This is a genomic window from Flavobacterium limnophilum, assembly GCF_027111315.2.
Classification (GTDB): domain Bacteria; phylum Bacteroidota; class Bacteroidia; order Flavobacteriales; family Flavobacteriaceae; genus Flavobacterium; species Flavobacterium limnophilum.
Window position 1 is genome coordinate 1,689,079 of sequence record NZ_CP114289.2, and the last position, 20,402, is coordinate 1,709,480.

Here is a 20,402-nt window from a genome sequence, read left to right on the forward strand (position 1 = left end):
TGCTTTTCAAGTAAAATAAAACAGCGCTAAACTAAAAACCAAACCTTTAACCAATTTTAAATTATGAGTTCAGAAAATTCTAAAACCAAATGGGGACAATTTATTCCCCTAGTTACCGTATTCTTCTTTTGGGGATTTGTTGCAGCCAGCAACGATATTTTAATCCCCGTTTTTAAAAAAGCATTTGATTTAACCCAAGGTCAAAGCCAATTTGTATCCATCGCTTTTTACATTTCTTATACTGTGGGTTCCTTGATATACATGGGCATTTCCTTATTGATTGGAAAAGATTTAGTCAACAAAATTGGCTATAAAAATGGATTGGCATTGGGATTGGTAATTTCCGCCCTTGGAACATTGTTGTTTTATCCTGCGGCAAATACCGGATCATATCCCTTAATGCTTGCCGGTTTATTTACTGTTGGGTTGGGATTTTCTTTGCAACAAACCGTTGCCAATCCGTTGGCGATTGCCTTGGGGCCAATAAAAACTGGTTCTCAGCGATTGACTTTGGCTGGAGGAATCAACAATTTTGGAACCACTATTGGGCCACTAATCGTAAGTTTTGCCATTTTTGGAGCTGCCGCAACCGGAAATACTGATATGAGTATCGAAAGCGTTAAAATTCCTTATTTAATTCTGGGATTGGCATTTATAATTGTAGCCGTCTTGTTGAAATTTTCATCTTTGCCGGAATTTCCTGAAACAATCGTGGAAACTGTGGAAGATGCAGCTTCTTCCAAAAATACGGCTTTGCAATACCCACAACTTGTTATGGGAATGATAGCCATTTTCCTATATGTGGGTGTCGAAGTTTCTACGGCGGCTAATTTACCGGCTTATATGGAAAGTAAATTAGGTTTTGCCATTGGAGATATTGCGCCATACGTATCTTTATATTGGGCGAGTTTGATGATTGGTCGTTGGACAGGTGCTGTCGAAGCTTTTACCGATAATATGACGACTCAAAAAGTACTTCGTTTCTTGGCTCCTTATTTGGCATTTGGCGTTTTCTTGCTTGTAAATGCAATAGCTAAACACGATTTGACTCCTTTCTATGTTTACGGATTAATTATTTTGGTGTTGATTGCCGCCGATATGGCCAGTAAAGGTAATCCAGCCAGAATGTTGCTTATATTTTCTGCATTGGGAGCTGTGGCACTCTTTACAGGAATGGCCACCACAGGAATGGTGAGTGTTTATGCTTTTACCAGTGTTGGATTGTTTTGTAGCACGCTTTGGCCTTGTATTTTTACTTTGGCAGTAAGCGGATTGGGAAAACACACAAGCCAAGGGAGCAGTTTCCTGATCATGATGATTATGGGTGGTGGAATTGTAAGTTGGACACAAGGATTTGTTTCGGATAGCATTGGCATTCAAAACAGCTATATCGTTGGGGTTCTGTGTTTTGCTTATTTGGCATTTTATGCCTGGAAAGTAAGCGGTATTCTAAGAAATCAAGGGATTGATTTTGACAAGAAAATTAGTGGAGGACACTAATAATTAGTGATTTAAAAAAAATAAAAAGAGGATGTTTCAAAATAAATGAAACATCCTCTTTTTTGTATATGAAACTTTACAAATTTATTTTACTAAAAAAAGCCGTTTTATAACTTTCGCTTATGGGCAATCGCCTGTCCACAATTAACACTTTGTTTTTTTGGATGGATTTAATGTGGGCCAAATTGACAATATAGGAACGATGAATTCTGGAGAAACCTTTGTGGGACAAGGAATTTTCTAATTTTATCAAACTCATCAGCGTCAGGACATATTTTCCGTCGTTGGTGTAAATTTTCACGTAATCTTTCAAGCCTTCGACAAACAAAATATCGGCATAATTGATTTTGACATTCTCGTATTCTGCCCTGACAAACATGAAATTGTTGGATTCGTCTGCGGCAATAATGGTAGCATTTGAATTATGAACAACTTCTGGTGGTAAAAAAAGATGCTGGGCACGAACCACGGCTTTCAAAAATCGGTTAAACGGAATAGGTTTTACCAAATAATCGACGGCGCCAAAATCAAATCCTTCGACGGCATAATTGGAATAAGCGGTGGTGAAAATAATCAATGGCTTTTTATCGATGGCTTTTATAAAATCGATGCCCGTAAAATGGGGCATTTCGATGTCCAAAAAAATCAAGTCGACCTCCGTTTTGTTGATGGCGGAAATGGCATCAATTGCATTGTTGAAGGTGTTTACCAGCTCCAAGGATTCCACTTTACTCACGAAATCTTTGAGCAAATCAACCGCCAAGGGTTCGTCATCAATAATTATACACTTCATATTTTAATCAATTATGGTTTGAATTTGATCTAATTTCAAGTTTAAATGTACCGAATAAATTTGGTCTTTTTCGACAATGGTCAGAATATGCGAATCGGGATACAACAATTTCAGTCGGCTCTTGATGTTGCTGATGCCTATACCGGAATTCTCGGCATCGGATTCGAATTTTTCGACCCTGTTTTCTACCCAAAAGTCCAAAACATTTCCTTCGATTTGGATTTTGATCTTCACGTGCGTGTTTCCCTTGTAATCCGTTCCGTATTTGAAGGCGTTTTCGATAAACGAAATCAGCAACAAGGGTTCGATGAATTTGTTTTTGGTATCGCCGTGAACGTTGACATAGATGTTTTCGATATTGTTCAAACGCAGTTTTTGCAACTCGATATAGTTCTGGATGTAATTGATTTCCTTTTCCAACAAAACCGTTTTATTGTCGGTTTCGTAAAGCATGTAGCGCATCAATTCCGACAAGGTGACAATGGCATCGGGAACCAAATCCGATTTTTTGTGTGCCAAAGAATAAATGCTGTTCAGGGTATTGAACAAGAAATGGGGATTGGTTTGTTTTCTCAAATAAATGAGTTCTGCCGTGGTTCTTTGCGACTCCACAAACATTTTGTGTTGCTGGTTACTGAAATATTCTGTCAGTATCCTGATGATAGTACTGATGGCAATAATCAACAAGTAGAAAACTGCCGGTGCAACTTTGAAAAACAACGGCTCCTTTTTTTTGAACATTCTATTTTCGATAATTTCTTTTCCAGCTGCATCAAAAATTTTGGGACGCACCATTTCCTTGAATTCAGGCATAAAATAGTATGTCCTAACGACCATAAAAAGGGTTATCAAAACAATTAGAATTGCAAAATATTCCAAATGCTTTTTTTCCAAAAGCAGGTTAGGAACGAAATAAAAATAGTTTAAATAAAAGAGTGCAATTCCCGTAGCCCATTGCACGAAAAAATCATTTCCAATCTTGAACGGACTTTCGTAAAACTGCATTAAGGAGGCGAGAATGAAAAAAAACCAAATAAACAGGTGCAATATTATTTGGTTTCTTGAATTGTTTTTCAACGAGTTTACATTCATTTAAAGCGATATTTCCAATAAAATTAAATCTTTTTTGGCAACAGTGGGAGATAAATTTTGTTTAATTCTTTCCAACACCCAATTTCCAACCTTCAATGCATCGGCTTCTGTTTTGAAACTCTTTCTGGATGAGACGGTTGGAATCACGGTTTGCTTGATAATTATCTTGTCATTTGTTTCTATGGTATACCCCCAACCGTCATTGAGCTTGAATGATTTTACTTCCAATTCGGCGTTGTTTTTACAGGATACAAGAAACAGGAAAACCAAAAGTAGCTTTATGAATTTCATTTTATTGGAATATCTATTTTCAAAATTAATCATTGTCTACTTGCTCGTCATTGGGTTTAAATTCCAATAAATCGTCAAAATAGCTGGTTCCTGCTCGACCTAAAACAATATACCCCTTGTTGTTTGCCGCAAAACCAAAAGCATCAATTCTGCCGGAAGCTTCCAGTGACGTTTTTTCTGTCCAAAAATCCGTTGTGGGATTGTACTGCCAAACCGTCGTCGAATTATCACCACAAACCAGATAGCCAAGGCCATTAAGCACAAAACTGCTTGCATTGGATCTTAAAAGCGCATAATCTTCATTATATTCGTCAGTATCCCCTCTGTTAATATCTCTTTTTTTGGTCCAAACTTCGGTAGTTCCATCAAATTCCCAAAAATCATATTGCAAAACGTTGTTGCTGATTCCTGTTCCAAAATAAGCCTTGTCATTTATTACAAAAACGGTGGCGTTTCTTCGCTTGTCGCCTCCAAATCCGGAAGACTGTGTCCAAGTATCGGTTGATGGATTGTATTGGTAAAAATCTTTTAGATAATTTCCATCATATCCCGTTCCAAAATAAGCTTTGCCGGCCACTTGAAAACCAACGGCTCCATAGCGTGCCGAACCCAAAAAGTCTGATTTCTTTGTCCAAACATTAGTCGATGGATTGTACTCGTAAAAATCCTGGAGTCGGTTGGTGCCGTCATAACCCAATCCAACATATCCTTTGCCATTTAATTCAAACCCGGAAGCTGCACTACGTTTCACACCAATAAAATCGGCTTTTTGCTCCCAATAATCCCCGTCAGTATTATAAACCCACAAATCATTCAGGTATTCATCACCCGTGTATCCTGTTGTAACGTAGGCATAATTTCCAATGACAAAACCCACTGCGCTTGATCTGGCAGGCCCGTCAAAAGAAGATTTTTCTATCCAGTTTCCAACCAACTCTTCTGTTGTGTCATCTTCAGAGCAACTTGCGAAAAAGAACGGAACAAGAATAATAGAAAATGCCAGTACCTTTTTTAATGTAATCATAATTATTGTTTTAATGTTTATATTTAATTGTTAATCCGAATTGACAGCCGTCTTTGATGTCAAAATCGAAAGTCGTATTGTAATTGTTGTCTAAAAGCAGGTATTTTCGATTAAAATCGTAACCCACTTTAAAATTAACATACCAATTACTATCCATATTTCTTTCATATTCCAATGATGTCGTTAGCTGCGAAAAGCTTGATTTTGTACTGTTCAAAGCCAATGAATTAGAAGCATTTTCTAAATTGTACACACTTCCGTTGAAAGCGTTTTTCAGGGAAAAAACATTTCGGCTATTATTGGAATAATCCAATTTTGATTCTGGAAATCCAATGGATAGATTTAGCTTTTTGTTGTATTCATAATAAAAAGAGAACACGGGAAGCACCATCGTTTTTCCTAAAAAATTGTTCCTGCTTGCTCCTATTATCAGCTTTTTATTGGAATCCAAAATAAAATCTACATTCAATTCTCCCAACAAATCCAAATCCGAAATCTTTAAATCATTTTCGCTGGCGATATAAGGTTCCAATTTGAAATGGAGCTGCATTTTGTCGCTTTTGAAATAACTGAAACCAAATTTATTGCTCACTTCACTATAAGTCGTCACGGAATTATACAAATCATTGTTGGGGTAACTGATGTTTTTGGAATTGAATCTTAACTCGTTTTCTATCCTATATTTTGAATCAAATGTTTTGCCATAATCTACTCCAAAACTGGTTTCATTAATTTTTATGTTTTCTGTTGGCTGGGTGTTGATCGCAAATTCAGCCGAAAAATTATTTTGGGCATTAAGATGACAAACAAAACCTAAAAACATCCATTTTACTGCTTTTCCTGTTTTCATTATTTTAATATTGGAACAAATCTATTCCGCTTTCTTGTCCAAAAAAAAGAATATATATAGATACCCATTATTGATAGATGAATGGGCGCAAATAGTCGTTAAACAAATTAATGGAAGCTTTTTTGCCGTTGTCGTGGTTTATGACAAATTAGTAGAGCAAATCAGGCCGCTAGTATATATTATAGTTTGAAATCTAGGAACACAATATAGATTTGCGAAAAAAAATCATGAAGTATATTTGGTTTCTCTTCCTTTTTATAAACCTGTTCACCTCTTGCCAAACCGACAATTTAGAAGGTGATTTTGTGGTGGGTTCTGATTATTTAAGCATCAACAACAAAGTCCTGCTGATTGACACCTTGACTGTTGACGTGTCCACCATCAATTTTGACTCCTTGGTAACCTCAAATCAAAGCAGAATTCTAATTGGCAATTACACGGATCCCATTTTGGGGGAAGTAAAATCGGAAAGCTATTTTGAATTAACGCCCACAACTTACACACTTGGAAGCAGTTCGGACACCCAAACCGTAAACTATGTTTTTGATTCCATCGCAATGATTTTAAAATATGACCGCTACTATTATGGCGACACCACGAAAGTTCAAACCATCAATATTCATCAATTGACCCAAAAAGTAAAACCTGTGGTTGGCGACGATAATTTCTACAATAATTCGGTTTTGAGCTATGACAGCAAAAGCATTGGCAGCAGAACTTTTTATCCAAAACCCATTGGAAAAGACTCCGTCAATATTCAAATGGATGCTACTTTCGGGAAAAACTTGTTCAATAAATTAAAAAACAATGAGATTACCAGTTCCGATGAATTCAACGATTATTTCAAGGGAGTCGTGATTAAACCCTCGACTGCAAATTCCTCCAATGTGATTGGTTATACAACTGCCTGCGTGATGCGAATGTATTACAAACAAGCCAATTCCAATTCCGAAGACACCTATACCAAAGATTTTACAATTGCCGATGTGACCAAACAATTCAACAACATTTCGTTGGACAAAACGGGAACGATTCTCCAAAACTTGCCAGATTCCAGAAATAAATTGTCCAGCGAATTGACCAATAACAGTGCCTTCATCCAGTCGGGAACGGGCATTGCGTGTCGAGTAGATTTTCCTTTCATAAAGCAATTAAAATACATTTCAGAAAAAGGAGTAATCGTGGATGCCGAACTAATTATCAAGCCCATCAAGAATAGCGCTTCGGCTTTATATCCCATAAAAGATTCCCTGCAAGTATATGAATGCGATCATTTAAACCGAATTTCCAAGATTTTGACCAATTCCGGTGGCTCGCAAATGTTGGCAAAGCTAAACACCACGCCGGATGAATTTAACGAAAACATTGGCTATAAAATTAACATTGGTTCCTTTCTAAACCAAGAAATGCTGAAAACATCCGGTAGTAAATCGTCCTTGATTTTTACGTTTCCCAATATTGCCAAAGGGGTAAACCGAATTGTTTTGGGCAATCAAAAGAACACGGAAAATAAACTACAATTAAAAATTTATTATATCTCCTACTAGAATGAAAAACAAAATTTGGTTTATATTATTTTTTGCCGTGCAATCTTTTTGCGTGTTTTCTCAAAGCGTTTCCACTTCACCCTATTCCGTTTATGGTTTGGGAAGCCTGTATGAATCCGATTTTGGCTCGATTCCTTCCATTGGTTCCTCGGGAATTGCCTTGCCATCCACATCGTTCATCAACAACAAAAACCCGGCTTCGTTGGGTCACATAGGCAAATACAGCTTCTTTTTTGACACTGGATTAAAAGGAATCCAGACCAATTATAACAGTCAATCAGCAAGCGAAAAAAGAAACAATTTCCAATTTTCGCACATTGCCGTTGCGTTTCCCATAACTTCAAAATCGGGAGTGAGCGCATCCTTGAAACCGTATTCGAGTGCCACTTATTTGATTTCAAATTATAAAATCCCCATCAGCAACAGCAATGAATTTTATTATTTAGACGCTGCCAGTTATGGAGGACTCAATAGTTTTGACCTTTCGTATGGTTATAAAGTTCAAAAAAGAATCTCGTTGGGACTAACGACTTCCTTCTATTTTGGCAATATCAACGATGTTAAAGATTTTACCATTGCCAATTCGATAACCAACATCAATAAAAAAAGTTTCTACAATGGAATCCGTTTTACTTTGGGGAATCAAATCAAAATTGACTCTACTTTCAACATTGGGTTAACGGTAAAAACACCAACAAAATTAGCCGCTTCAAAAACCCAATCGGTTACCACGGTAAACCTGACCGAAACCCAATATGTAGAAACGGCAGTAGATTCGGATGTAACGGATTATTATTTGCCCCTTGAATTTGGAGTAGGTTTCAGCAAAGCTTTCAAAAAAAATATCAGCCTCACTTTTGATTACGAAAAAAGCCTTTGGAACGGCACCAACCAAACCAATTTGTATGGCGAATTCAAAAACCAGGACAAATTTGCATTGGGATTATCCTATGTCAAAAAAGAACGCAGCATTTATTTTTCAGACCGAATCCATTATTTTTCAGGCATCAATTATGACACTGGTTTTCTTTCGATAAACAACAGAAACATCAACAATTTGGCCTTCAGTCTGGGAGTTGGAATCCCGATAGACAACACAAAATCCTTGTTGAACATCACTTACTCTTATGGTCAAAAAGGGAGTATCGGCAACGATTTAATAAAAGAAAACTATCACAAAATTGGAATAAATTTAAGTTTGGAAGGCATCTGGTTCGTAAAACGTAAATACGATTAAAAACATAAAAATCATAAAAATGGTAGCTAAATTTGAAAACATCAACAAGACTTTCTGCACCAGTGCCGGAACGTACAATTGGAATGAAGAAACCAGTATCAACCTCAATAAAGGTGAAATTTTATTGATTACCGGAAAATCCGAATATTCGAAAAAAACATTGCTCACCTTAATGGGATGCCTCATCAATCCGAATGAGGGAATTCTTGAAATCAACGGAAAAAATATCAATCTTTCGTGTTACGAAGAAATGGCGCTGATTCAATCACAAACCATTGGATTTGTTTTTCATCAACACAATTTATTGGAGTCCATAAATACCGAAGAAAACGTGGCGTTTCCGCTAAAGGTTCAAAATTTAAAATCGGATGAAATCAGGCAAAAAACTACCGAAGCCCTGAAAATGGTCGATATGTACGAACATCGAAAAAAAATGCCCAAACAACTTTCGAAATTGGAAAAACAGCAAATCCTAATCGCCAGGGCTTTGGCCAACAATCCCCAAATTATGGTTTGTGACAAGCCAACCGCTTTTTTGGATAGACAAAGCGGCGTGTTCATTATGGAAAAACTGAAAGCATTGGCAAAATCAGGCAAAACAATCGTGATTTTAAATCACGACCCAAGATATAATGAATATGCCAATCGCGCCGTTGAAGTAAAAAACGGAATCGTGAATGAACTCATTTTGGTGCAATAACTAAACAATTGGCCCACAGATGACACGGATTTAGCCGATTCAAACGGATTTAAAATGCGTTTAAGCTGTAACTTTTAAATTATTGTTTGTATAAATTTCAAAAAAATCAGCGATAAACTGCTACCCGAGTGATAGCAAAGAAGCGAAGCAAGTCCGTGTCATCTGTGTCTCATTCAATCAACAAATCATTACCAATTTATTTCCATTTTCTGTCCTTTTTTCAAAGTGATTGTCTTGTTTTTGTCGCCGCTAATAAGGATTGTTTTTCCTCCATTTTTAGAAAAAATGGTCACTTTTTTTAGAATTTTGGTGTTCCATTCCATTGCAATTTCAAATCCTCCTCGGGCACAAATTCCTTTTACGAAACCGCTTTCCCAAGCATCGGGCAAAGCGGGAAGCAACCTGATTTCGGTTTCGTTGGACTGAACCAACATTTCGGCAACGGCAGCTGCTCCTCCAAAATTTCCGTCGATTTGAAACGGCGGATGCGCATCGAACAAGTTGGGATACGTCCCTCCTCCTCTTCTTGGTTTTTCCGTTTTCTTTCCGTCTGGATCAACATAACGAAGGAGTTCACGAAACATTTTATAAGAACGATTGCCGTCCCAAAGTCTAGCCCAAAGATTGATGCGCCAGCCTTTGGACCAACCCGTGGTTTCATCCCCTTTTATCTCCAAAGTTTGTCTAGAAGCATTGGCCAATTCAGGTGTTTTCAATGGCGTGATATGGTCACCCGGAAAAAGTCCAAACAACTGCGATTGATGGCGGTGTTTGGGGTCTTTGTCATTCCAATCGAAATACCATTCTTGCAAATTTCCTTTTTTCCCAATTTGGTACGGATGCAATTTGGAAAGTGCAGTTTCCAATTTTGTTCTAAATTCCGCATCCACGTTCAATACTTTCGAAGCCTTGATGGTTTTGTCGAAACATTCTCGAATCATTGCCAAATCTGCTGTTCCACCGTAAATCGTGGCGCCAATGAAACCGTCGGGAGTTATATATTGATTTTCGGGAGAAGTTGACGGCGAAGTGATTAAATTGCCGTTTTTGTCTTCCACCAACCATTTCAAACAAAACTGTGAAGCGCCTTTCATAATTTCGTAACCCTCGTTTTTGAGGTAATTCTTGTCTTGGGTAAACACATAATGTTCCCAAATATGGGTGCTCAACCAGGCTCCCGCCATATTCCAACACGCCCACATCGGTTCTTCTTTTCCGAATTGCCCAACAGGATTGGTCATCGCCCAAATATCTGAATTATGTGCTGCTGCCCAGCCTTCATTCACTCCGTAAAAAGTCTTGGCGGTCACTTTTCCCGTCACTGAAAGATTTTTGATGAAACTCAAAAGAGGTGCGTGCATTTCCGAAAGATTGGTGTTTTCGGCCAACCAATAATTCTCTTCCAAATTGATGTTCATCGTGTAATTGCTGCTCCAAGGCGGATTGAGATACGGATTCCATAGTCCTTGTAAATTGGCTGGAACCCCCAAAGTTCTAGAACTGCTGATGAGCAAATAACGACCGTATTGGAAATATAAAATCTCCAGATTCTTGTCTTCTTTTCCTTCTGAATAGCGCAACAAACGTTCATCAGTTGGCAAATTAAGAGCTGTTGTTTTTCCTAAATTCAATTCCACTCGGTTATAGAATTTTTGATAATCTGTAATATGTGATAGTTTCAATTTATCGAATGATTTTGAAAAAGCTTTGTTTAAATTATCCAAGGCAATGGCTTTGTTATTCAAACCCTCGGTAGCAGGATTTTTGTCGAAACCATTAAAACTGGTGGCAATAGAAACATAAATCAAGGCTTCCGTTCCATTTTTTAATCCTAAACTTGAACCAGAACTTGTGATTGTTCCATCTATGTTTTTAATTTTTATAGACGATGTGAATCGTGTACCAGAACCATTTTCCTTTATATCTGCTATTTGCTGTTGTGAAAGATAAGCTGCATTACCCTTATAACCTGGGTTTTCGTGAGTGGGTGCCACACCATTCATAGAAAGTACATTTTCTTTAACTTCGGTTTTAAATTTCAATAAACTACTGGAATTAATGTCAAAATTCAAGGCTCCTTCCTTGCTACTGGTCAACCTGATTACCATAATTTTATCAGGTGCAGAAACAAAGTATTCGCGGGTAAATTTGACTCCATCAATTTCATAACTTATTTTCGAAATGGCTTTCGAAATGTCCAGTTCCCGATAATAATTGGTCGCTTTTCCTGTGTGATGATTATCAATATTCAGTGTTCCCAAAGGCGCAAAAGATTCCGAGTTTTTACCTTGAATCTTTTTATTTAATTCTTCGGCGAGTTTATAATTTTCATTTTTCAATGCTTCGCGAATGGCAGGCAAATTCTTGTAAGCCTCGGGATTCATATTCGCATTTACGGGTTGGCCAGACCAAAGCGTGATGTCATTCAAATAAATCTTCTCTGAATTGACACCTCCAAAAACGGTTGCTCCTTGTTTTCCGTTACCTAAAACCAGACTTTCCTCAAAATAATCAGCTGGCTGATTGTACCACAGAATATGGTCTGATTGGGCTGCCACTTTTCCATATAAAATGGAAATAATCAAAACGATATATAATTTTCTCATAATTATGATTTATTCAAAATTTATTTTCCATACAGATTGGATCGGTAGTACAGACGGGTTTAAAACCCGTCTCTACGTGTCGCCACTGAAAAAACAATCCTTATCCCAATTTTTGGGATTGTTTATGATATAATTTTTAATTCTATTGTATTCTGCTTCATTCCTAATTATGTGATCGTGAAATCGTTCTTGCCAATTTGACACTCCTTTTGAATTTCTTTTTTCATTAATCTTTCGGGATGAAAATGATTTTAATGCTCGCATAAATTCAAATACACCGTGAATTTTATCATCGGAATTTGCATTCGTGATATCATTCGTGGTATCATTCGTGATATCATTCGTAGTACAGACGGGTTTCAAACCCGTCTCTACGCTATCGGGATTGGAATCGGGATTAATTATTTTTGAATTATCAACGCCCACGATACAATGAATATGATTGGGCATTATCTGAAATTCATCCAATACAATATTTTTATAATGATTGGGCAAATCAAACCAACAATCGGATACAATTTGGCCATATTCATTTAATATCATTTTTTCATCCTTTACATATCCGAATAAATGCTCTCGATTTTTGGTGCAAATTGTAATAAAATAATCTCCCTCATTAGAATAATCCCACCATTTGGCTCTAGCTGTTTCTATGCGGTATTTTCCTTGGAATTGTTGCATGATCGATTTCATTTTATACAGACGGATTCTGTACAGACGGGTTTAAAACCCGTCTCTACCCTACCTATTTACCTTATATTTTTCATTGGCGGTAATCATTTCCCAATTGTCGGTTCTGAAAGGCGATGCGGGAAAATTTTCTTTGTTGAAAAGATTGATTTCCGTGTCGTCATCCGCCCAACCATAATGAACAGCGACAGGATTTGGCACATTTTCGCTGGAAACCATTACTTTATTGTTTTGAATAATCGCTTTGGCGGAATAAAAAACTTTGTCTGCTCCAGCAATTTCAAATCCTTTTAAAATTCCATTTGAATCCGAGGTTGACAATCCGCTGCCAAGGTTGTCAAAAGTAAGAATTATTTGATTTCCTTTGATTTCTTGAGATAAAAAAGTAGGTCCAGAATAAACCATTTTTTTGTTATAAACATTGTTCAAGGCAATGGCTGCCAATCGTTTTCCAACATCCTGTTTGTTCGTTGGATGAATGTCTTTTGCATTACCAATATCTGTCGTTACCACCATTCCCGTCTTGGGCAATTTTAGGGTTTCGCTTTGTGCTTCGCGAAGTTCAGCCCATTTGCTGCCCTTTTTGCTATTGCCGCCATATTCGTCAAAAGTGGATAATTGCACAAAATAAAAAGGGAAATCGCCTTGATTCCATTTTGTTCTCCAATCTGTTATCATCAAAGGAAAGGCAATTTTGTATTGTTCCGCTCTACCTACGTTGGCTTCGCCTTGATACCACAAAACACCTTGAAAGGCGTAGGGAATCAATGGATTGACCATTGCATTGTACAATAATGAAGGATAACTATTGGGAGAAATGGCTATTTTTACCTGTACCACATTAAATTTCCAAAGCCCTTCGAGGGATACATTCGAATCATTGAAATCGATATTCAAATCGGCTGGATCGCCATATATTCCGCCACCGCCGGTATAATCAGCAATTCGAACCGCGATGACATTCATACCTTCTTTCAAAACGCCAGCTGGAATTTTATAGACCCTTTTCGTATCCCAAATTTTGTTGGTTCCCACTTCAATTCCGTTGACATAAGTATGATCTTCATCATCTACTTTTGACAAATGTAAAACGGCTTCTTTTTGAGCTTGCTCGGCGGTCAAAACAATGGTTTTTCGCATCCAGACTATCCCATCAATATTGCCTATTTGTTGGTTTTCCCACAAAGAGGGCACTTTTATTTCTGGCCAATTTTTATCCTCAAAATTCGGGTTTTTAAACTGGTTTTCATTGGTCATTGTCACCTCAAAACCTTGTACTTTTTTGAGATTATCCAAAACTGATTTTTTGTATGTTTCAAAAACCGCATCCATATCCAACTGGGGAACTTCGGCTATCATATCTTTAAATTCGGAACTATTTTCGAATGCTTCACGGCTGGTCCAAGTCTCCACACAAGTTCCGCCCCAAGAGGTGTTGATAATTCCGATGGGGATTTTTAATTCGGCGTATATTTTTTTGGCAAAAAAGTAACCCACGGCGGTAAAATCACCCACATTTTCTTTATTGGAAACTACCCATTTTCCAGCTTTTAAATCCTCTTTTGGCGAACCACTCAAGTCTTGGGCAACCCCAAAATGACGGATCATCGGGTTATTGGCTTGTTCTTTCTGGGTTTCAAAATCGGGTAATTTATACATTTGAAATTCCATATTCGATTGTCCGCTGCAAATCCAGACTTCGCCCACCAAAACATCTTTGATGGCAATTTTGTTTTTACCAATAATGGTCAATTCAAAAGGCCCACCGGCTTTTTCGGCATCGAGTTTTAGCATCCATTTCCCTTTGGAATCGGCCGTGATGGTTTTGATTTGTTTGTTGAAACGGACTTCGATTTTTTCATTGGCATCCGCCCAACCCCAAACCGGAATGGGTTTGTTGCGTTGCAAAACCATTCCATCGGAAAACAACAACGGCATTCGGACATTGCCATTAGAACAAAAACTAAAAGCTAAAAACAGAATTGCAAGATATTTTTTCATCATCAAAAATTATTATAATTTATATTTTATACTTGTCCATAAAACTGACACAGATTTTACAAATTTTCAACATTACAAAGGGTTCAATTTGTGAAATCTGTGTCAATAAAACATTTTTTAGAATCAATACGGACAATCATATTAAATTTAACCACTGATTTCAATCTAGATTAGTTTTTCCAAACCGTGACTCCTGCAGGTTTTAAAGTGGCGTTGCCAACAAGAACCTCCGCTTTGGCAGGAATTTCTAATTGATAGTCTGTTGAGGAATAATTTACGGCTACCCAAAAACCATCACGCCATTGGACATAAACTCCTTCGGGATAATTTTCGGTGGTAGCTCCTGCTTCTTCGTACACTTTTTTCAAAACATCTCGTTCTAATTTAGCATCGTCAGTATCTACACCAATATAAGTTACAGTTCCTTTTCCGATTTTATTAATTACCACTGCCGATTTTCCTGCATAAAATTGATCAGAATATTTCGCCCAACTATTTTCTTTTTTATTGGGTGTAACCAAATCTCCCCAATTGTCCCAAATATACTCTTTATCAAAAGCCTTGATAGTTCCTTTTGTGTTTACCAATTGATCAAAATCATCAATTTTGGAATCTATTAATGGATAAAGAGTTGCTCCCCAAAGTGAGCTAAATAAATGTCCGTTTCTGTCTTTTACCCCTGTTCGAACAGTTAAAACCAAATTTCCTCCTTGTTTTACATAGTTTTCCCATTTGGAAACAAGTATGGCATCAACTAATTCATAAGCGGGTGCAATGACAACTTTATAATCATTCAAATTATCGTTTTCGGATAAAATATCTGTTGGTGCTCCAAAAGATTTTACAATTTCAAGATACTTCTGAAAAAAGCCAATAGCATTCCACTGGTTTGTTTGTGGTTGACGATTCATACTCCAGATATTATCACAATTATATAATAAACCTGTCTTGCGAACCTGTAGTGCTTTTGGAATCTTGGCATTTGGATTATAGGCTTTTCGCAAAATTTTCATTTCAGAAATGGCTTGTTTATAATCTTTCCCTCCTTGCGAAAGTGTTACTCCATCCAATTTCATAATACCTCCATGATATTGTTCCGAACTATAATTAATCTGACGATACCTATAAGAACAAGCAAATGACAAGTCTCCTCCAAAACAATGAAACAACCACATCCGCAAAGTACCAGGCAAAAGCAATGGATTTACACTTCCCCAATTAACATAACCAGGTTGCAATTCCATAATTCCCGCCACATTATTGGGCTGTTTGTAATAACTTAATGCAAAAGAAAGTTCTTTAGGGTCTCCTAAACGAAAGCCTTTGTCTCCAAGATTGGAATTGCCTTTATTGGGATACGAAGTAAAAGAATTAAAGTCTAAATTTTTTGTTTTTCTGGGATCGGCAGCAGTTATTGCAGTATAATTTGTGGTAACATATTGATTATTGGCAATATACTTCCGAAGAATAGCAGCTTGAAAATCTAAAAAATTCGTCTGTATTTCAGCTGTATAACGCTTAAAATCCAATAAGGCATGTGGGTTTGTTCCCCACCATCCCACTAGATTCGCATTATAAATTTTAACTTGAGAAAAATCGATATAGGTTTGACTCCAAAAGGCGGTTCCCCATGCGTGATTTAATGCTGCAATAGTTTGGTACTTATTTTTTAACCATAGCTGAAACGCATCCTGAGACGAAGGACTGTAATCCTCTCGAGCTTCGGGTTCATTATCCAATTGCCAACCTATGACATTTGGATTCTTGCCGTAGCGTTGCGCCATTTGAGTTACAATTTTACTCGTAAAATCTTTCCAAACCGTGTTGGACAATGATTGTACGGCTCTGGTTCCGTGTTCCGCTCTTTGATAGTTCGAATTCATTACATAAATCTCGGGATATTTTATTCCCATCCAAACAGGTGCAATGGCGGTAGGTGTGCCTAAAATTACTTTTAGTTTGTATTTTGCTGCTAAATTAATTACCTCATCAAGCCATTGAAAATCGTAAACTCCTTCCGAAGGCTCAAAATTGATCCAGGCAAATTCTGCAATATGAATAAATTCAAACCCTATTTCGGAAATGTTTTTGATATCCCGTTCCCATTCCTTTTTATCCCAATGCTCAGGATAATAATAAATCCCGAAAGTCATTAAATCTTTTTTGGGAAAGAAACGAGAATTCTCTTGCGCCTTAAGATTATTAAAAAAGAATAAAATAAATACAATCGAAAATAATTTTTTCATTTTTTAGATTATTAAAAAATTGGTAATTCGACCAGAATCAATCCAGTCAAATTACCAATAAAACCCATTATTTTAATCCATCCTGCAAGGCAGTTAGAGCTTGTGTATCAAATACTGTATTGTCACTTCTTTTAAAGATTCCAAAGCCTTTATCTCCGATACTTCCTTCATCCCAGTAAAAAGGGATTAATCCATTTGCCTTAGCTTGTTTGACTACATATTTCAAATAATATGCTCTTGAATTTAAGTGTAATGTTAAATCATTACCTGTTAAGGTAGTTCTTCGAATAGCACCAAATTCGCCCAAAACAACAGGAATTCCTTTGTCGACAAATTGGGTTTTCATGGATTTGAAAAGTTTGTCCAAGTCGGCTTCTTCTCCCAAAGTCGCATTGTGTGCAGTATCGGTTGTGGAGTGATAATTGGCACCCCAATAATAGAACATTTTGCCCCAAGTTTCGTCTTTTTCCATTCCGCAAAAATTCCAAGGCGTGTAATAATGGATCTCAACCATCATTCGATTGGCAACTTTATCGGTTGGTAAAGTCAGCATCAATTTGTTGGTTTTGTCAATATCTGTCGATGGGCCTTGAACTACCAATGTACGATAGGAATTCTTGCCTCCAGTGGAGCGAACCGCATCAATAAATGTTTGGTGATACGAGTTTAAAACTGCCATTTGGGTTGCGTTTTCCACGTTGGGTTCATTGGCACTGGCAAAAAGTAAATGTTCATCAAAATCTCTTAAATTGGTTGCAATTTGCTCCCAAAAAGCTTTCTGTTTGGCGTTGTTGGCTGCTTTTTGGACTTCGGTGCAATTATCTTCAAGCCATCCGCCATCCCAATGTATGTTGACAATGACATACATATTGTTGTCCGTACAATATTTCACTACTTCTTTCACTCTGGCAAGCCAATCTGCTTTGATTTGCGCTGTGGTGGCATTGGCCATATTTTGATTCCAAGAACAAGGAATTCGAATGGCGTTGAAACCATTGGCTTTAACTAAATCAATCAAGGCTTTGGCAACTTTTGGATTGCCCCAAGCGGTTTCTCCACCAATTGCTTCCAGTGAATTGCCAATATTCCAACCCAGCTTTATGTTTGCAGAAAGTTGGGCAGCAGTACTGCTCATTCCTGTGGCATCGGCGGCAATCGGATTGGTGTTGTAACTTGGATATAAATCGGTCACCGGAGGAACAACGGCAGCGGGAGGCTGTGTTACCGTAATTTGCACAGAAGGCGCTTGATTTGAACTTACGGTTATAGTGGCAGAACGAACCGTAGTACCTGTGTTGGCCAATGACGTTATGCTTACCAATGACGAACCCAAATTTCCCGACGATTTGCTCAACTGAATCCAACTGGTATCAGAACTGCTGATTGTCCAAGTATCGGCAGTGCTTGTCACGGTTACGCTGACACTATTTCCTGTACTTAGAAATTCGATTGAATTTGGATCAACAGTAAGTGTTTTTGATGTTGGTTTTCCTTCTGGAGTTGCACCATCGGAACTGCAAGACCAAATGACCATAAATACCAAACATAAAATGGCAACGAATATTTTTTTCATTCTTGGTTTTATTTAATGGTTACGACAACTTCTTTTTTAATATCTCTGGAAGAACTTCCTAATTTCATGGTATAATTGCCTGGTTCAACCGTCCATTTTTTAGTTTCCACATTGTAATAGGCTAATTCTTTTACCGGAACTTGAATTGTTATAATTTCGGATTTTCCGGCAGAAACCAATACTTTTTGGAACCCTTTCAACTCTTGTGCGGCACGGGTAATTTTCGAATCGGATTTGGAAGAATACAATTGTACCACTTCTTGACCATCCACTTTTCCGGAGTTTTTAACGGTAACTGAAACCGCAATTGTTTCGTTGGCATTGTATGATTTCTTGTCCGTTTTAGCATTTTCGAAAGCGAAACTGGTGTACGACAATCCGTAGCCAAATGGATAAAGCGGCTCGATTTTTTTGGTGTCAAACCAACGGTAGCCTACCAAAATTCCTTCGGCATAATTTACCGTTTTGTCCCCTGGAAAACTGTTGGTGGCGTGAGCTGGTGAATCTTCAATCTTTTTGGGCATTGTCCAAGGCAATTTACCGGATGGATTTATTTTTCCAAGCAATACGTCTGCCAAAGCATTTCCTCCTTCGGAACCATTGAACCAACTCCAAACCAAGGTTGGCGATTTCTGGCTCAAATCGACAATATCAAAAGGAGCTCCGGCAATAATGACAACTATTGTATTTGGATTTACGGCTCTCACTTTGTTAATCAATTCTTCTTGTGCAAAAGGGAGATTCAAATTTCTTCTGTCGGAAGCTTCGGTTTCGTAATCACGGTTGGAACCCGCAAAAACGATGGCCATATCCGAATTTTTGGCAGCATCAATGGCTTCCTGTAATTTGGCTGGATCCAATTGGTCGATGGTTACAGGGCCGTTCAAGGTAATATCGCCCAATTTCCCCTTGTTTTTTAAATCATAACGCTCCAAATACCCTTCGGCGTAATTGATTTTGATGGAAGCCGGCAATCTGTTTTGCAAACCTTCCAAAGGTGTAATTTCTCTTTTGGTTTTCACTCCTGCGCCAAATCCGCCCAAGGCATTTTTCTTGGTCGCATTGTTCCCGATTACGGCAATGGATTGTATTCCATCCAATTTTAATGGCAAAACATTTTTGTCGTTTTTCAACAAAACCACAGCTTCCGATGCTATTTTGTAGGCATCTTGGTAATGCGCTTCGGTGGCAATGCTTCCTTTTACTCTGTTTTTTTGTTCGGTTCCCATAGCTTTTACTTGGAACAAAACATTTAAAATTCTTTTAACGTGTTTGTCAATTTCTACTTCCGAGATTTCTCCTGCTTTTGCAGCCGCAATTAACTTGTCGGCCAAGAAAAATTCGTTGAACGGTTTTGGAGTTCCCATTTCGATATCCAAACCGTTTTTCAAGGTTTTAACGGTCGAATGCACCGCCGCCCAATCCGAAACGACAACACCTTTGAAACCCCATTCGTCACGCAAAATGGTGTTCAGCATATAATCGTTCTCACATAAATAGTCTCCTCTAAACTTGTTGTAAGCGCCCATAATGCTATAGGCTTTGGCTTCTTTAACAGCAGCTTCAAATGCCGGCAAATATATTTCTCTCAAGGTACGTTCGTCCATTTGAACATCATAAATGTCCCGATTGGTTTCCTGGTTATTGGCGGCGAAATGTTTGACGCAAGCCATAACATCATTGTCCTGTAAACCTACAATCAACGGCACGGCCATTCTTTTGTTCAAGAAAGGGTCTTCTGTCGAATATTCATAAGTCCTTCCTCCCAATGGAGTCCTGACAATATTGATGGCCGGAGAAAGCAACATGTCCTTGTCTCTGGCACGCATTTCCTGACCAACACTGTTCCCGAAAGTGTAGGCCATCTTGGTATTCCAAGTTGCAGCCAAAGCTCCAGAAGCTGGATAATATGTGGCAAAATCATTTGTCCAACCAGCTGCAGACCAGTTGTCACGAGAAATTTCTTCACGAACTCCCAAAGGCCCATCGGCCATTTTCAATTCAGGAATACCCAAGCGTTTTACTCCGCCAGTAGAAAACATGCTGTTGCCGTGCAGCATTCCTATTTTTTCTTCGAGCGTCATTTGAGAAATGAGCTTGTTAATTTCGGCATCGAAACTTGTGTCTAAAGATTTTACAGGTTTCGTATTTAATAGATTCATAGTATTAGCAGTTTGGGAATTTGCCACATTTCCCGTAAACAGTAACATTGAGAATAGAGATAAAGTGATTATTTTATTTTTCATAAGTAG

At 37.8% G+C, this 20,402-nt stretch carries 15 protein-coding genes; 4 read left to right on the forward strand and 11 right to left on the reverse strand.

The features are described from left to right. The first annotated feature begins 63 nt into the window (after positions 1-63). Positions 64-1,500 carry an MFS transporter gene (locus OZP13_RS06990; RefSeq protein ID WP_281299138.1) on the forward strand — a complete coding sequence of 479 codons (1,437 nt, stop codon included), beginning with the start codon at positions 64-66 and terminating at the stop codon, positions 1,498-1,500. Positions 1,501-1,576: 76 nt separating this feature from the next. Here the strand turns inward: OZP13_RS06990 and OZP13_RS06995 are convergent, their stop codons facing one another. The 5 genes from OZP13_RS06995 to OZP13_RS07015 form a co-directional block, all read right to left on the reverse strand. Next, a complete protein-coding gene (locus tag OZP13_RS06995; protein ID WP_281299139.1) occupies positions 1,577-2,293 on the reverse strand; it encodes a LytR/AlgR family response regulator transcription factor in 717 nt (238 codons plus the stop codon). A gap of 3 nt (positions 2,294-2,296) precedes the next feature. Next, positions 2,297-3,298: a sensor histidine kinase gene (locus tag OZP13_RS07000; protein WP_281299140.1), complete on the reverse strand. Its 1,002-nt coding sequence runs from the start codon at positions 3,296-3,298 to the stop codon at positions 2,297-2,299. Between the two features lie 87 nt (positions 3,299-3,385). After that, positions 3,386-3,676, reverse strand: coding sequence for a DUF4907 domain-containing protein (locus OZP13_RS07005; RefSeq protein ID WP_269243138.1), 291 nt, complete (start codon positions 3,674-3,676; stop codon positions 3,386-3,388). Between the two features lie 25 nt (positions 3,677-3,701). Beyond that, a complete protein-coding gene (locus OZP13_RS07010) occupies positions 3,702-4,700 on the reverse strand; it encodes a Kelch repeat-containing protein (RefSeq protein WP_281299141.1) in 999 nt (332 codons plus the stop codon). Positions 4,701-4,710: 10 nt separating this feature from the next. Next, positions 4,711-5,550 carry a DUF6268 family outer membrane beta-barrel protein gene (locus OZP13_RS07015; protein WP_269243141.1) on the reverse strand — a complete coding sequence of 280 codons (840 nt, stop codon included), beginning with the start codon at positions 5,548-5,550 and terminating at the stop codon, positions 4,711-4,713. Positions 5,551-5,777: 227 nt separating this feature from the next. Here OZP13_RS07015 and OZP13_RS07020 point away from each other — a divergent pair, with 227 nt between their 5' ends. Genes OZP13_RS07020 through OZP13_RS07030 form a run of 3 tightly spaced genes read left to right on the forward strand, consistent with a single transcriptional unit; the run spans position 5,778 to position 9,034 of the window. Then, positions 5,778-7,097 (forward strand): DUF4270 family protein, encoded by a 1,320-nt coding sequence (locus OZP13_RS07020; protein ID WP_269243142.1) that lies wholly within the window; start codon positions 5,778-5,780, stop codon positions 7,095-7,097. A gap of 1 nt (position 7,098) precedes the next feature. After that, positions 7,099-8,334 (forward strand): BamG family beta-barrel-assembly machinery protein, encoded by a 1,236-nt coding sequence (bamG, locus tag OZP13_RS07025; protein ID WP_281299142.1) that lies wholly within the window; start codon positions 7,099-7,101, stop codon positions 8,332-8,334. A gap of 19 nt (positions 8,335-8,353) precedes the next feature. Further along, complete coding sequence (locus tag OZP13_RS07030; RefSeq protein WP_281299143.1) at positions 8,354-9,034, forward strand: ATP-binding cassette domain-containing protein; 681 nt, start codon at positions 8,354-8,356, stop codon at positions 9,032-9,034. A 188-nt stretch (positions 9,035-9,222) separates the two neighbouring features. On the opposite strand, the gene OZP13_RS07035 is transcribed toward OZP13_RS07030, so the two are convergent. The 6 genes from OZP13_RS07035 to OZP13_RS07060 all read right to left on the reverse strand — a co-directional run bounded on the left by OZP13_RS07035 (position 9,223) and on the right by OZP13_RS07060 (position 20,396). Then, positions 9,223-11,640, reverse strand: coding sequence for a glycoside hydrolase family 95 protein (locus OZP13_RS07035; RefSeq protein ID WP_281299144.1), 2,418 nt, complete (start codon positions 11,638-11,640; stop codon positions 9,223-9,225). Positions 11,641-11,712: 72 nt separating this feature from the next. Further along, the gene (locus OZP13_RS07040) at positions 11,713-12,321 is read right to left on the reverse strand and encodes a transposase (RefSeq protein ID WP_281299145.1); all 609 of its coding nucleotides are present in this window, start codon (positions 12,319-12,321) and stop codon (positions 11,713-11,715) included. Between the two features lie 60 nt (positions 12,322-12,381). Beyond that, a complete protein-coding gene (locus OZP13_RS07045; protein ID WP_281299146.1) occupies positions 12,382-14,331 on the reverse strand; it encodes a sialate O-acetylesterase in 1,950 nt (649 codons plus the stop codon). A gap of 170 nt (positions 14,332-14,501) precedes the next feature. Next, complete coding sequence (locus OZP13_RS07050) at positions 14,502-16,577, reverse strand: beta-galactosidase (protein WP_269243153.1); 2,076 nt, start codon at positions 16,575-16,577, stop codon at positions 14,502-14,504. 67 nt (positions 16,578-16,644) lie between these two features. Next, a complete protein-coding gene (locus OZP13_RS07055; protein ID WP_281299147.1) occupies positions 16,645-18,150 on the reverse strand; it encodes a cellulase family glycosylhydrolase in 1,506 nt (501 codons plus the stop codon). Between the two features lie 8 nt (positions 18,151-18,158). Next, entirely contained in the window at positions 18,159-20,396 is a 2,238-nt protein-coding gene (locus tag OZP13_RS07060; protein WP_281299148.1) for a glycoside hydrolase family 3 C-terminal domain-containing protein, read from the reverse strand. Positions 20,397-20,402 lie beyond the last annotated feature (6 nt).

Bases quoted from the DNA above. Each gene is read 5' to 3' on its own strand.
- OZP13_RS07000 (WP_281299140.1), bottom strand. From the start codon at position 3,298: ATGCAGTTTTACGAAAGTCCGTTCAAGATTGGAAATGATTTTTTCGTG.
- OZP13_RS07030 (WP_281299143.1), top strand. From the start codon at position 8,354: ATGGTAGCTAAATTTGAAAACATCAACAAGACTTTCTGCACCAGTGCC.
- bamG (WP_281299142.1), top strand. From the start codon at position 7,099: ATGAAAAACAAAATTTGGTTTATATTATTTTTTGCCGTGCAATCTTTT.
- OZP13_RS07050 (WP_269243153.1), bottom strand. From the start codon at position 16,577: ATGAAAAAATTATTTTCGATTGTATTTATTTTATTCTTTTTTAATAAT.
- OZP13_RS07040 (WP_281299145.1), bottom strand. From the start codon at position 12,321: ATGCAACAATTCCAAGGAAAATACCGCATAGAAACAGCTAGAGCCAAA.
- OZP13_RS07005 (WP_269243138.1), bottom strand. From the start codon at position 3,676: ATGAAATTCATAAAGCTACTTTTGGTTTTCCTGTTTCTTGTATCCTGT.
- OZP13_RS07020 (WP_269243142.1), top strand. From the start codon at position 5,778: ATGAAGTATATTTGGTTTCTCTTCCTTTTTATAAACCTGTTCACCTCT.
- OZP13_RS07045 (WP_281299146.1), bottom strand. From the start codon at position 14,331: ATGAAAAAATATCTTGCAATTCTGTTTTTAGCTTTTAGTTTTTGTTCT.
- OZP13_RS07055 (WP_281299147.1), bottom strand. From the start codon at position 18,150: ATGAAAAAAATATTCGTTGCCATTTTATGTTTGGTATTTATGGTCATT.
- OZP13_RS07010 (WP_281299141.1), bottom strand. From the start codon at position 4,700: ATGATTACATTAAAAAAGGTACTGGCATTTTCTATTATTCTTGTTCCG.
- OZP13_RS07015 (WP_269243141.1), bottom strand. From the start codon at position 5,550: ATGAAAACAGGAAAAGCAGTAAAATGGATGTTTTTAGGTTTTGTTTGT.
- OZP13_RS07035 (WP_281299144.1), bottom strand. From the start codon at position 11,640: ATGAGAAAATTATATATCGTTTTGATTATTTCCATTTTATATGGAAAA.
- OZP13_RS06990 (WP_281299138.1), top strand. From the start codon at position 64: ATGAGTTCAGAAAATTCTAAAACCAAATGGGGACAATTTATTCCCCTA.
- OZP13_RS07060 (WP_281299148.1), bottom strand. From the start codon at position 20,396: ATGAAAAATAAAATAATCACTTTATCTCTATTCTCAATGTTACTGTTT.
- OZP13_RS06995 (WP_281299139.1), bottom strand. From the start codon at position 2,293: ATGAAGTGTATAATTATTGATGACGAACCCTTGGCGGTTGATTTGCTC.